This is a genomic window from Sphingomonas lycopersici, from assembly GCF_026130605.1.
GTDB lineage: Bacteria > Pseudomonadota > Alphaproteobacteria > Sphingomonadales > Sphingomonadaceae > Sphingomonas > Sphingomonas lycopersici.
On sequence record NZ_JANFAU010000009.1, the window covers coordinates 131,540 to 145,273 of the forward strand.

Below are 13,734 nucleotides of genomic sequence, written 5' to 3' on the forward strand. Positions count from 1 at the left end.
TACTTTAGCAGGCCGGTAAAGGAGTTAGTGAATGACTCGATTTCGCGACGCGGCGAGCTAAAAGGTGATTGAGCGGTGTCCTCCACTGCGGGCGGCGGAGGGGCACTGGAACGGGGAGGAAGGCATGCAGTCGCGCAACGGCGCCACGTTGTTCTCAGCGAGCGATCTGGTGAACTTCATGGGCTGTGCGCACGCAACGGGCCTCGATCTGCGCCAGCTGGTCGCGCCGGTCGCGCTGCTGCCCGACGACGATCAGACGGTGCTGCTTCAGCAGAAGGGGCTCGAACACGAGCGTGCCTTTCTCGAGAACCTGAAGTCTCAGGGCAAGTCGGTGATCGATATCGTCGGTGACGACGATATCGTCTCGAAGTCTGAGCGCACCCGTGCCGCACTACGCGAAGGCGCCGATGTGATCTATCAGGGCGCGTTCCTTGAGGGGCCATGGCAGGGCTACTCGGATTTCCTGCTCAAGGTGCCGCGGCGTTCGGCGCTCGGTGACTATTCCTACGAGGTGGCCGACACCAAGCTGTCGCGATCGGCGAAACCCAAGCACCTCATCCAGATGTGCATCTATTCCGATATCCTTGCCCGCGAGCAGGGCGTGGCGCCGGAGCGGATGCATGTGGCGCTCGGTGACGGCACGATGGCGACCGTGCGGGTCGACGCGGTGATCCACTATTTCCAGTTTGCGCGCGAGCGTTTCCTCGGGTTCACCGCGACGCCGCCCGAGACGGAGGGAGCGCCCTGCGGGCATTGCACATTTTGCCGCTGGGCCACGGCCTGTAAGGCTGAGTGGGAGGCCGATGACCACCTGAGCATCGTCGCGGGCCTGACCCGTGGGCAGGCCGAAGCGCTACGCGCCGCCGGCGTGCCGGACCTGAACGCGCTCGCCGCCCTGCCGCCCGGTGTTGACGTCGATGGAATTCAACCAGAGACATTATGGAAGCTGCGCGAGCAGGCCCGGCTGCAGGCGCATCAGCGCCAGACGGGCGAGCGCGTAGTTGAACGGCTCGCTCCCGGACCCGGTCGGGGTCTGGCGCGGCTGCCGCGGCCGAGCGCCGGCGACATGTTCTTCGATATGGAGGGTGATCCGCTGTTCGACGGCGGGCTTGAGTATCTGTTCGGCATTGTGACGGTCGATGACGGTGAGGAACAGTTCCACGAGTTCTGGGCCCACGACCGGGATGAGGAACGTGACGCCTTCCAGCGGGCGGTCGACTTCATGGTTGCCCGGCTGGAGCACTACCCCGACGCCCACATCTACCACTATGCCGCCTACGAGGAGACGGCGCTCAAACGGCTCGCGATGCTGCATGGTACGCGCGAGCGCGAGGTCGACGATTTCCTGCGCGGCCATCGCCTGGTCGACCTATACCGCGTTGTGCGCGAGGGGATCCGGACGTCGGAGCCGGCCTACTCGATCAAGAACATGGAGAAGTTCTACTTGGGCGAGGCGCGCGGCGGTGAGGTCACGACAGCCGGCGACAGCATCGTCATGTACGAGCGATGGCGGCGCACCCGTGACGGCCGCCTGCTGGAGGAGATTGGCGAGTACAATCGGGTCGACTGCAGCTCGACACTGAAGTGCCGCGACTGGCTTGCCGGTATGCGCGCGCCTGGCACGCCTTGGTATACGCCGGCCGACGCCGATATTGGTGGCGGCGACCAGCGCAACGAGGCCGAACGGGCGGTCGCTGAGATGGCCGCCGCGCTGCTCGCTGGCGAGCATGGTGCAGAGGGCTGGTGCCAGCTGCTGGTCGATCTCCTTGAGTTCCACCGCCGCGAAAGCAAGCCCGGCTGGTGGGCGGTGTTCTCTCGTCAGGACCTGCCGCACACGGAGTTGCTGGAAGACGCCGAGTGCCTGGCGGGTCTCGAGCCGCATCCCGACGTGCCGCCGCGACCGGATAAGAAGTCGACCATCCACACGTTCACCTTCCCCGCGCAGGACTTCAAACTGAAGGCCGGCGACAGCCCGCGGCGCGCGGGCTCCCTCGAACCAGCCGGGGACGTGATCTCGATCAATGAGGACGAAGGCGTGATCGAGCTGAAGCTCGGGCCGAGCCGGACGCCGCTCGATCCCGGCGCGGCGCTGATCCCGGCCGGACCGGTTGGCGACGCGGCGCTGCGTGCTGCGGTCTATCGCTTCGCCGAAGCAGTGCGGGACGGCAACGCCGACCGTTATTCGGCGGTGGTCTCGGTGCTGCGGCGCGACCTTCCCTCCATCGGCGACCGCGCGCCGGGCGCACCGGTCGTAGCAGATGGCGTAGAGCCGCTGCCCGCCACGATCGACGCGCTCATGGCGCTGCAGGGAAGCCACCTGCTCGTGCAGGGACCGCCGGGCGCGGGCAAAACCTACACGGCATCGCAGGCGATCGTCGCGCTGCTTGCGGCGGGCAAGCGCGTCGGTATCGCGTCGAATGGTCATAAGGCGATCAACCAGTTGCTGGGGGAGGTCGAGGCGCTCGCCGAAACGAACGGATTGCGTTGTCGTGGTATCAAAAAGAGCAGCCGAGAGGACCAGATGCTGGGCACTGGCGGCTGGATCGAGGAGACGTTGGACAACAAGGCCGTGACGGCGGGGCACCAGCTCGTCGCAGGCACCGCGTGGCTGTTCGCCCGGCCCGAACACGATCAGGCTTTCGACTATCTCTTCATCGACGAGGCCGGGCAGGTTGGTCTGGCCAACGTTGTCGCGACAGGCGTCGCCGCGCGCAACATCGTGCTCGTCGGCGACCAGATGCAGCTTGCACAGCCGATCCAGGGAACCCATCCGCGGGGTAGCGGCGTGTCCGCCCTCCAGCACCTGCTCGAAGATCACGCGACCGTTCCGACCGAACGTGGTGTTTTCCTGGCAGAGACGCGGCGCATGCATCCCGACCTCTGCGCGTTCGTGTCGGCGGCTGTCTATGAGCGCCGGCTGCGCTCAGCGCCCGGCACCGAGTTGCAGTGTTTGCTTGCCGATCCCGCTCTCGATCCAGAGGCGATCGCGTCGGCGGGGCTGCGCTTCGTGTTCGTCGACAGTCTTGGCTGCACCCAGCGCTCACGCCCTGAGGCAGAGCGGCTCGATCGGACTTACCGCGCACTTCTCGGCCAGCGTTGGCGCGACCGGAAGGGTGTCGTGCGGTCGATCGGTGTCGAGGACATCCTGGTAGTCAGCCCGTTCAACATGCAGGTCGAGCTTCTGAAAGCGACGCTGCCCGTAGGTGCCAGGGTCGGCACGGTCGACAAGTTCCAGGGACAGGAGGCGGCGGTCGTGCTGGTGTCGATGGCAACCTCGAGTGGGGACGATCTGCCGCGCAATATCGAGTTCCTTTACAGCCGCAATCGCCTGAACGTCGCGATCAGTCGGGCGCGGTGCCTCGCGATCATCTTCGCAAACCCGCGGCTGCTTGAAATCCCGTGCTCGACCATCGCCCAGATGGAGCTGGTCAATGGCCTGTGCTGGGCGCGGCGGTTCGCGGTGGCGCAGGCGGCGGGCGCAGCTGATCCAACCGCCTAAATCTGGTCGAAGACCGAGCCCATGCGCGGGCTGAAGAGGCGCTCGTAGGTGCGCAGCAGGAAGCCGTCGGTCATTCCTGCGACGTGATCGCAGATCACGCGCATCTTGTCGTCTGCAGCCTCGTAGCGGGCCCGGGTGCCCTCGGGGAGGAGGGACCTGGGGTCGGTCGCGAGCGCCTCGAACACCGCGACAACCATGTTCTGGCCCTTGAACTCAAGGTGCTGGACCGCCGCGCTCCGGATCACCTTCTCCTTCACGGCCTTCTTCAGGGCCTTGAGGAAAGTGCGCTGGCGCTCGGGCAAATCGACCCGGTAACGCATCAGCGGCGTGTCGAACGCGCCCTCGGTCCTGATCTCGACAGAGGTGATCAGATGCGTCACCATCCGGCCAATGTTTCGCTTGCGCGTACGCTGGTCGCCGGTGAGCACCCGGACGAAGCCCTTATAGACGTCATTGCCGAAGTTCTCGCGGCTCTGGAGATATTCGAGAAAGCTTCTGCAGGACTCCTCGGGGATCATCGCCGTGATGTCGGCTGCGTTCATCAGCCCCATCGCCAGCGCGTCCTCCAGATCGTGGACCCCGAACGCGATGTCGTCGGCCAGGTCCATGATGCTACAGTCGAACGTCTTGTGCTCGGTCTCGCTATGGTCGCCATCGACCGCCTTCCAGGAGGTGAACAGGTCGCGGTCAGCCTGGGGCAAGGGATCGAGTAGCCAGTCGACCACGTCTTTCTCGCTGTCGAGATAGCATTTCGGCGGGCGGCATGCCTTTCGATCAATGAGGTGCACGACCGACGTGTCACCGAGCAGCGCGGGTTGCAGCTTTTTCGCTGCGCTTTGCACCACACTCATGGGCGCTGGATATTTGAGCACGCCGAGGAGCGAGCGGCGAGAGAGGTTGGCGCCGTTGTTGTCGGAGAAGCTCTCGAGCCGGCTAAGGATGCGAAGTGTCTGCCCGTTCCCTTCGAAGCCGCCGTTCGTGCGCATGCCGTAGTGGAGCGCGACCTCGCCACCATGCCCGAACGGCGGATGTCCAAGATCGTGCGTCGCACCAATCGCCTGGATCATCGTGAGATCCGGAATCCAAGGCGCTGCGTCATGGCTGGCGAAGTCCTTGCTCAGCTGACGCGCGATCCCGCCGGCGATCTGGGCGACCTCGATCGAGTGGGTAAGCCGATTGCGGTAGAAGTCGCTATCGCCAAGGTTGAGGATCTGGGTCTTGCCCTGCAACCGCCGGAACGATGCGGAGTGGACGATGCGGGCGTAATCAGTAGCCGCGGCGTCGCGGGCGTCGGACTTGCCGGCTGTCCAACCCTCTCGGCGTTCACTCCAGATGTCAGCGTTAGGCTCGGCGGTCATTCTTTTCAAACGCCCCTTGTTGTCTGCCGCATGGATCGGCTGCAGCGCTTGGGATGCGAAAGCACATTGAGTTGGATCAAACAAGTTTGACGCGGCGGCCTCGGCATTCAGTTGGGTAGGCTGTCGATCACGTCGCCAAAAGGTCAAGCTCCCGCCAGCAGTTGGCCTACCGGTCTATGTCCGATTCTAGGGACCTCCAACATAGGGCTGAATGGCAGGGATGAGGCGCGTTCCCGGCGGGCGGTTCATGTCCAGAGCTGCACAGCCGCTTCTGGGCCGCCTGCGGACCAACGGTTACTGGCCCTAAGGGCGCGAAAGAAGTTCCCGTTGTGCGAGCCACCTAAGCTTATCGAGGAAACATGTCAGCGGGCCCCATTTGGTCTAGCGAGGTGGCACCTATGATCGTCTGGAATTCGACTAACATCTCCGGATGTCGTTTATCCAGATATTCGTGAACGTTCTCGTTTTCGACGAGCCGACTGAGGTACCGTGACGCCATGACCAGATGCAGGACGTCGTCGCCATACGTGTCCTCCACCGCCTTAAAATCCCGGTTCAATTTGTCCAGCTCTCGCTCCATTTTCGCCATTTGCTCGGACGTCATACCCAGAATCTTCTTGGGCTGATCTGGCTTGGCGAGGTCGCTCTGCTTTGTTGCCGCGAGGATTGCTTTGGCATAGCTGAGACTAAAATTGTTCACCGAGATCATCAACTCGGCCGCCTCGACCTGGCGGAGGAACTTCATCTTTCGCAGGATGTCAAAGGTAACAGTGTTAATATTCCGGTCCTGCAGCAGCTCTGCTACCTCCGGCGCAATTCCTGACAGCAATCCCTTGCGGCGATTGAGCGCGCTCATCTGCATTCCGAGTGCCGTAGCGATTTTTTCTTCGGGAACCCCTCGCTCAATTGCTCGCCTAATCATATAATGTTCCTGCACCGTCGAGAGCCGATTCACGCGCTTATTGTAGGTAAAGCTATCGTCATCATCGGCGACGATGCACTTCGTCTCCATCACTCCGCACTCACGCAATGCATGGTAGCGTAGGTGGCCATCAAGAAGCATTCGCTTGCCATCGCTCTCCTGCGGAGCCACGGCAAGCGGTTCTATCAATCCTACCGTATTGATCGAACTCTTTATTCGTCCGTACTTTCGAGACACGGCTATGGCTCGTGTCATCTTCCGAAGGGGTAGAATATCATCCAGCCGCACGGTGAAAACCTCCGGTTGGAAGGCGATCCGGATCTTTTCCATTTTATCCATGAGAAATCCCCAGTCTCTCAGCCAATGGAAGCGGAAGCGTAATCATCGATTCAGCGCGTAGCAGCGTGACGAAATGTTCTTCGTCCAGCAATTTCTTCAAGGCATTGACGATGAAAATAAGCCGGCCTTGGGTCAGCGCTGCCTTCTTTACCATTGCTTTCTGACGGTTGACCTCCCGTTGATAAATACGAACCATGGAAGCGGCTGTAGGCTTGCTTCCGGGCTTCTGTTTCAACCCGGTAGCGTGGATTCCCTTGCCGAACATATTCCGATTTTCGACAATGCGACGAATGGCGACGATCTGATTGCCGGGCAGAGCCTTGGTCTCATAGGCCTCGGCCAGAGCGCGCTGGACATCCTCGTCGTTGGCGCGCGCGACCTCAGCGGCGATGGCCGTGGGAATGACTCCGCGCTCTACGGCGTCGAGTAGACGCTCCTCTCCATTTTCCAGTAACATGCAGATCGACCACGCATATTCCTGGCTGAATCCCAATTTTTTTCCGATTTCGCTAGGGGTGTATCCTCGGTCGCGTATGGCCCCGACCTCTCTGATGAGTTCGAGCGGAGTTAAGTTCCGGCGAGCGAGATTCTCGACAAGGCTCATGACGTAGCAATCTTCGCGGCTGGCTTCGGTGATCATCGCCGGAATGGAAACCTGACCCAACTTCTGGAACGCTTCCATCCGCCCTTGCCCGCATACGAGTTCGTACCGCGCACTGTCTGGAATGCGTCGAACTGTTATGGGCCGTTTCAATCCAACGGCCCGGATGCTCTCGACCAGCTCGTCGAAGATCCTTCGGTTCCTGACGCGCGGATTGAGGATATCGATGCTGCTGATTGGAATCGCCTGGATCTCTGAACTACCAGTCATGATACCCTCAGAAGCGAATAGCGGCGGGTAAGATGGTAGAGCGGGTCGAGGGCTTCGGTCCGATAAGTGTCGATATCGAAGCCATTATCCTCGGAGAGCCGAACGCCTCGGCTCGTACCGATGTCAAGCCAGGGAAGCAGGTAGTAATCCCGTGGTTGCTTATTATCCGGCGCCAGCCGCACGGCGACGGTGATGTCCGGTTTTAATCCGGAATCCAGCCGAATCTTCCAACGGAGTGATCCCCCAGGAGTGACCAGGCACCGCGCCAAAACGATGGAGATCGTCAGCTCCTCGTTCACGGTCAGTAAGTCCGTGCGCGGATCGAACTCCACCTTCCCTCCGAGCCGTTCGATTTCGGCTCGTGTCTCCTCCAGAACTTTTGGGTGCATCAGCCGCAGCACCCTATTCGTTTCCACGAAACGATAGTCGCGTGCGGGGACATAGCCGATCAACCGATAGGCCCGCATCAGGCTGCCGAAGCGATGGCGATATGCTGCGCTAGAGGGCATCTCCTCCATCTCGTCGATGATCATGCCCGAGAGCGCGCCGCGGCTAACCAGCAGATCGTTCAGGAGGGAGAGGAGTTCGTCGTCACTGAACCGTCGCGCACGTTCAGTCAGAATCCGCTGGGCCGCGATAAAAATGTCTGGATCGACGATCGCATCGAAGGCTCCGTCACCCCTCACCCATTCCTTAGGCTCGTTAGCCTTCGGCTTCTGCTTCAGTTTGGCCGAGACGCGATTGTAGATGTTGTTGCCGATATACTTTTCGTTGGTGAGAATTTGCCGGACAACCGCACGATTCCAAGATCGATCGAGGTCCGTTCGCAGACTCTCGCGGTTCAGAATTTCAGCGATTTCCCGTTCTGACCGGTGTTCGACCACAAAGAGCGCATAGATGCGCTGGACCGTGGCCACCTCCTCCGGCGGCCCTGGCACCAAGATGACACGATCCGTCTGGAGACTCTTGTGCTCGCCTCGGGCAAGCGGCGCCTTCATCTCGTTGCGCTCATTGACCAGATGCCGACGCAGGCCGTAGCCGGCATGGCCGCCTTGACGATAACCCAGCGTGATGAGACGACACTGCCCTTTGAACACCTTGGCAGACAGGTCCCGGCTGTATTCACCCGCCATCATGCGCTTGACGGTCTTCATCATATTGGCCTGGAAGCTACCGTCGTTGTCGAATTGTTCGGCGCAATAGTGGACTTGAATACCACGCTCGCGGCAGATGAATTCATAATGGGCGCTCTCGTCAGCGTCCTGAAACCGACCCCATCGCGAGATGTCGTAGACGAGGATGTGCTCGAAGTCGGCCGCTCCCGATAGCACATCTTGGATCAGCCGTTGGAGGGCATCGCGCCCAGCGATATCGAGACCGCTACGCCCTTCATCAGCATATGTACGGACGACTCTGAGGCCCTTCTCGTCGGCATATAAGGCGATGATGTCTGCCTGATTTTCGGTGGAATATTTCTGGTGATCCGTGGACATGCGGACATATTGCGCCGCGCGCTTCCCCGCCTCTTCTTCCTGCTGGCTGCTCTTCTTCACCAGGCCCCTCACCAGTCGCGGGGCTAGCCCCATGATATGATGAACCCACTTCTTCTATGGTTGGGAGGGGCGCATGTCGTTTTCGAAAAAGGAGCGAAAGTTTCGCGCCGAACAGGGAAATATTTTTCCGGAATCAGGTGAACCGGTCCCTTTCGTCGTTGCGATAGCCGGTGCGCTAAGGGCGGAATTCGGGAATACGCCGAGCAAGATCAAGGTCGTCGCGCGGCTGATCGGAAGCAACGAACGGACGGTCAAAAACTGGTTCAGTGGCCGTAACGGTCCCAACGCCGAGTGTCTGGTAGAATTGATGCGGCACTCAGACGTCCTGCTGCAATTGGTGCTTTGCCGATCAGGCCACGAGGAGTTGGTGAAAGCGCTGCAGATGGCCGCAGCGCGCGAGCAGTTGCGATCGGCGATCCGCACCTTGAACGACCTCTTTGGATCCGATCCTCACGAACCAGATGGTCCCACTTAGATTGGTCCCGGGTGGCGGAAGGGGACCGTAACTCGTCGCGCGCCATCGGACTAGCGAACGACGGCTTCGTCCCAGCCAAAAGCCGTTCGGCAGCTTCCGGCGATGCGCCGGCGGACCCGAATCGGACCGGCGGTTCTCGGGAAAAGCATTTGAGCTCGGGAACGACCGAAATGAGGCGCTTTGTTGTCGAACGCGTGGGCCTTGTGGTACCAGCTGATGACGACTCGTGCTTCGCCGTTCGCTGCTCTGCCCGCGCTTCACACAAGGCGTCTTTCGCGCGCCGTCGCCGACGAGGACGCCTTGAAAGGAGCGTGGCAGAAAGTCAGCGCTTGTCCCGACTTCATCGTCGACCCGGAGCCAGGCCCAACTGTCCGGGATCGGCCACGCGTCACCTTCTGGTCCTCGTTCCCGGTGGCATCCGGCTGGAATTCGCTACCATATGCAGTTGACGCCGGGGACGGGACAGCACCGGAACCCGTCTGACCAAGCTGACGTCCAAAGATCAACCCTTGGATCAACGCCGAGTCACGCCGTCAACCTTTTTTCCGTGACGCGCAGTTTAGCTCGACGTTGGCGCGTCGCGGCCGCAATAGCGCCAAACCCCATGATCATCAGTGTCCAGGTTGCGGGCTCTGGGACGCTCGCCAAAGAAATATCAGTTACATTGCCATGCACTTCAGCGAAATACCCCGTGTCATAGTTACGCAAGGAATAAGAGATCCCTTTTGATCCGAACTTGCTATACGGCTGGATGTCAGAAATCAGGATGTTGACGCGAGCCGTGCCTGTATAGTCGAAAGCCTGAGCGGAAATTGCTTCAAATATTGTTCCCTGACCAATGGAAAAAGGGAACTCTTTCGAAGATCCTACATAGAAATTGTGGAATCCAAATACCTGCCCGTCCACCACTCGGCTTCCAGAGACAGTGTCGTTGAAAAACTGCGCCCATGACCTGAGATTCAAACCTGCACTCAAGGTAGTCGAGTAGGAACCGGCCCGGAACAAAATGGTGGCACCGGGGAGGTCATAGATACTCGTGGTTGGGTCGGGCACCCCGACCTGGTCTGGCTGCGCGACGGCAGGATCAAATCTAGCGGTCAGCGTATATGTATCACCAAGAGCAATCAGCTCGCTTGGCGCGCTGGCTGGTTGGCCGCGCTGAACCGCCCCGATGTAATTGATGTGGCCCGTAACGGTAAGCACCTGAACCGCCGCGTCCGCCGAGACTGGAAACAGGACGGCAGCCGTGACCGCGAGCAATTCATGCATTCTCATATTGAGCTCCCCGTTTGTCGCTCGCGTAGGAACGCTCGTGCTTAACGTCAAGTTCATCTATGTTTCATTTTGGAACGACCGGGTGGGCAAGCTGTCAACAGATCAACGCAGGGCTGAGCGCCACACCTGCGATGCTGGGGCGCAGCCCGATGAATGACTGTTGCCCAACGGATGAACGGGGAGGTTTGAACGGCAGCGGATGAGCTTCGGGAAATTGTTAACGATAGCGAACCGGCTCATTGAGCCGAGCAGCGGCTAAGGTCACGATCCAGTTGTCACGTGATAGCGGCTATGCGATTTCCTCCCCCGAAAGATACCATTCAGCGCACCACCTGCGCCGGGCGCTATCGATCTCCTCTCGCATCAAAAAAACAGACTGCCCGGTTTCGGGAAACGGAATCGCGCGCCGGAACGGCGGCAAGTGGGCGCGTTGCCGTCTTCTGTGAGGGCGGCCCCTCCGGCGTCGGAAGGGCCGCAAAGTCAGATTTCAGTCCGCTCAGCGAGCATCAAGGCATCCTCGATGTCAACGCCGAGGTACCTGACGGTGTTCTCGATCTTCGTATGCCCGAGCAATATCTGGATCGCCCGCAGGTTCCCAGTGGCCTTGTAGATCATTGATGCCTTCGTCCGACGCAGCGAGTGCGTGCCATAATCGGCGCACCGGAGTCCGATGGCGGTGACCCACTCGTCTACGAGCCGGGCATATTGCCTGGTGCTGATGTGACCGGTGCGATTAATCCGGCTAGGGAATGCAAAATCGTCGATCGCTCCGCCGCGCCGTTCCAGCCACGCCAGGAGGCTTCCCCGGACATCGGCGGTCAGCTCGAATTGAACGGGACGACCGGTCTTCTGCTGTATGACCATCGCCCGCGTTCTGATCTCCACACCAGAGACCAGATCAGCGATCTTGATTTTGACCAGGTCGCAGCCGCGCAGCTTGCTGTCGATTGCCAAGTCGAAAAGCGCCCGATCGCGAAGGCGCCCCTCCCGGTCCAGGAAGAAGCGAACCGCCCAAATCTGCTTCTGTGTCAGCGGGCGTTTGCTGCCCACCGTTTTGCCCTTTCCATGCAGCTCGCAACTGCATGGGGTCATATTGTGAATGTCCCATCATCCTTCTCCACGGCCCCGATTGGCCATCGAGTGAACGCGGTGAAGTCGATTGGCTTGGCGCGGGGCGATGGCTTCCGCGCCGTCTCAAGCCAATCAGAACCAATATGGTACAATCTCTTAGCCGCCGGGCAGAAGTCGCCCCAGTTTTGGTCATCCCCGGTGTCTAATGCATTACCCGGGCCCCGTCGTTGACGACACGCGTATGTGAGCTCGGTCGTATGCAATCGGATCTCGCCTGACCTCCAGTCACATTGTTTCGTGCGCAATCGGTCAATACAGCCACTGGCCCGATCGCCCGCGCCGCTGTACGGCGACGGATCGTGAAGATCGCCATCATCGATACCAGCACGACGCGCGCGGCGATCATCCATGATGGCCTGCGCGATGCTGGCCTGACCGATGTCGCGCTGATCGATCCCGCCGGGCCGCTGGTCGCGCAGATCGAGGCGGCGGCGCCCGAGGTGGTGCTGATCAACCTCGAAAATCCCAGCCGCGATATGCTCGAGGATTTCTTCGCCGTGTCGCGCGCGCTCGCACGCCCGATCGCGATGTTCGTCGACCAGTCCGATGCCGATGCGACGATGGCGGCGATCGACGCGGGGGTCTCGGCCTATGTCGTCGATGGCCTGTCCAAACAGCGCATCAAGCCGGTACTCGACGTAGCGATCCGGCGTTTCGCCGCCTTCTCGCGGCTGCAAGCCGAGCTGGCCGAGGCGAAGAACGCGCTGGCCGATCGCCAGACGATCGATCGCGCCAAGGCGATCCTGATGAAGCGCCGCGGACTCGATGAGCCGGCGGCCTACGCCTTGCTGCGCGGGCATGCGATGAAGTCCAATCGCCGCATCGCCGAGGTGGCCGAGGCGATCGTGACCAGCGACGCGCTGATGGGAGATTTGCCGTGAGCGCCGAGGCTTTCCGTATCGGCTTCGTGCCGCTGGTCGATGCCGCGCTACCGATCCTTGCGCACGAACTCGGTTTCGCCGCGCGCGAAGGCGTCGCGATCGATCTCGTCCGCGACGTCACCTGGGCGACGGTGCGCGATCGCCTGCTTTACGGCCATACCGATGCCGCGCACCTCGTCGCCCCGCTGGCGATCGCGACGACGCTCGGGCGCGATCGGCCGGCGGTGCCGCTCGTGGTACCGTTCGTGCTCGGGCTCAACGGCAATGCGGTCACCTTCTCGACCGCGCTCGGCGCGGCGTGCAGGCTCGGCGATGCGCTCGGCGATCCGATCGCGCTCGGCGCTGCGCTCAAAACGGTCGCTACCGAACGCGTCGCAGCCGGGCGCCCGCTGCGCTTCGGGGTGGTGCATCGCTATTCGAGCCACAATTACATGCTGCGCTACTGGCTCGCCGGGGTCGGCATCCGCCCCGACGACGATGTCGAGATCGTCGTGACCAGCCCGACCTTTGCCGCGGATGCGCTCGCCGCCGGCGAGGTCGACGGCATCTGCGTCGGCGAGCCTTGGAACTCGATCGCGGTCGATCGCGGTGTCGGGCGGATCGGGCTTGCCACCGCGCAGATCTGGCGGCGCGGGGTGGAAAAGGTGCTCGCACTCAAGGCCGAGACCGCCGCCGCGCGGCCCGAGGCGGTTGCGGCACTGCTCCGCGCACTCCACGCCGCGGCGGCGCATTTCGTTGCGCCCGACACGGCGGCGGAAAGCGCCGCGATCCTCGCCCGCCCCGCCTATCTCGACGCACCGGTCGACGCGATCCTGCGCGCGATCACCGATCGTATCCGCGTCGTCCCCGGCGGCGAGCCGGTGCATTATCCCGATTTCATGTTCCAATATCGCGAAGCGGCGAACTTTCCCTGGCGCAGCCAGGCGGCGTGGCTCTACACGCAGATGCAGCGCTGGGATCGTCGTCCGTTCGACCCGGCCGAGGCGGCAGCCGCAGCGGGAACCTTCCGTCCCGATCTGTACCGCGCCGCTCTCGCTGGCTCCGGCGCGCCGCTCCCGGGCGCGAGCGCCAAATTGGAGGGTGCGCTCGGCGCTCCGATCGGTGCCGGATCGACGCAAGGCAGGCTGGTGTTGGGCAGCGACCGCTTCTTCGACGGCCGTGCCTTCGATCCCGACGACGCGCAAGGGTATCTCGCCGCGCTCCCCTGACGTTCTTGCTGCATGTGCGAAAAGCACTTGTGCGCCGCACCCGAATCATGCAGGTTGAGCATGTTCGGCAATGATGCCGGGCACGAGATAGCAGCGATCCGCCTCTCCAACGCCGGGGAAGCGCGCTGACGGAAGCGGGCAGCAGCCCGTATCCGTAACCGAGGCAACGAAGCCGCCAGGACGCACCCGAAAAGGGTCGCCGTCCTGGCGGCTTTTTTATTG

At 61.6% G+C, this 13,734-nt stretch carries 9 protein-coding genes and 1 pseudogene; 4 read left to right on the plus strand and 6 right to left on the minus strand.

Translation table 11 applies throughout. The annotated features are described in order from the left end of the window. The first annotated feature begins 124 nt into the window (after positions 1-124). Positions 125-3,499, plus strand: a complete 3,375-nt coding sequence (locus NED98_RS16980) for a TM0106 family RecB-like putative nuclease (protein WP_265313792.1) — start codon at positions 125-127, stop codon at positions 3,497-3,499. Here the strand turns inward: NED98_RS16980 and NED98_RS16985 are convergent. The 4 genes from NED98_RS16985 to NED98_RS17000 all read right to left on the minus strand — a co-directional run bounded on the left by NED98_RS16985 (position 3,496) and on the right by NED98_RS17000 (position 8,542). Next, positions 3,496-4,857 (minus strand): anti-phage deoxyguanosine triphosphatase, encoded by a 1,362-nt coding sequence (locus NED98_RS16985; protein WP_265313793.1) that lies wholly within the window; start codon positions 4,855-4,857, stop codon positions 3,496-3,498. The two genes, NED98_RS16980 and NED98_RS16985, sit on opposite strands and share 4 nt — an antisense overlap. A 346-nt stretch (positions 4,858-5,203) precedes the next feature. Next, complete coding sequence (locus NED98_RS16990) at positions 5,204-6,109, minus strand: plasmid partitioning protein RepB C-terminal domain-containing protein (RefSeq protein WP_265313794.1); 906 nt, start codon at positions 6,107-6,109, stop codon at positions 5,204-5,206. 1 nt (position 6,110) lies between these two features. Further along, positions 6,111-6,989 (minus strand): plasmid partitioning protein RepB C-terminal domain-containing protein, encoded by an 879-nt coding sequence (locus NED98_RS16995; protein ID WP_265313795.1) that lies wholly within the window; start codon positions 6,987-6,989, stop codon positions 6,111-6,113. Further along, positions 6,986-8,542: a recombinase family protein gene (locus NED98_RS17000; RefSeq protein ID WP_265313796.1), complete on the minus strand. Its 1,557-nt coding sequence runs from the start codon at positions 8,540-8,542 to the stop codon at positions 6,986-6,988. Before NED98_RS17000 ends, NED98_RS16995 begins: the two co-directional genes overlap by 4 nt. A gap of 73 nt (positions 8,543-8,615) precedes the next feature. On the opposite strand from NED98_RS17000, the gene NED98_RS17005 reads away from it, so the two are divergent. Further along, complete coding sequence (locus tag NED98_RS17005; RefSeq protein ID WP_265313797.1) at positions 8,616-9,017, plus strand: hypothetical protein; 402 nt, start codon at positions 8,616-8,618, stop codon at positions 9,015-9,017. Between the two features lie 525 nt (positions 9,018-9,542). Here the strand turns inward: NED98_RS17005 and NED98_RS17010 are convergent. Continuing rightward, complete coding sequence (locus tag NED98_RS17010) at positions 9,543-10,286, minus strand: PEPxxWA-CTERM sorting domain-containing protein (RefSeq protein ID WP_265313799.1); 744 nt, start codon at positions 10,284-10,286, stop codon at positions 9,543-9,545. Between the two features lie 486 nt (positions 10,287-10,772). After that, positions 10,773-11,400: pseudogene (locus NED98_RS17015) on the minus strand (tyrosine-type recombinase/integrase). A gap of 322 nt (positions 11,401-11,722) precedes the next feature. On the opposite strand from NED98_RS17015, the gene NED98_RS17020 reads away from it, so the two are divergent. Then, positions 11,723-12,304 carry an ANTAR domain-containing response regulator gene (locus NED98_RS17020; protein WP_265313800.1) on the plus strand — a complete coding sequence of 194 codons (582 nt, stop codon included), beginning with the start codon at positions 11,723-11,725 and terminating at the stop codon, positions 12,302-12,304. After that, the gene (locus tag NED98_RS17025) at positions 12,301-13,512 is read left to right on the plus strand and encodes an ABC transporter substrate-binding protein (protein ID WP_265313802.1); all 1,212 of its coding nucleotides are present in this window, start codon (positions 12,301-12,303) and stop codon (positions 13,510-13,512) included. Before NED98_RS17020 ends, NED98_RS17025 begins: the two co-directional genes overlap by 4 nt. The last annotated feature ends 222 nt before the right edge of the window (positions 13,513-13,734 follow it).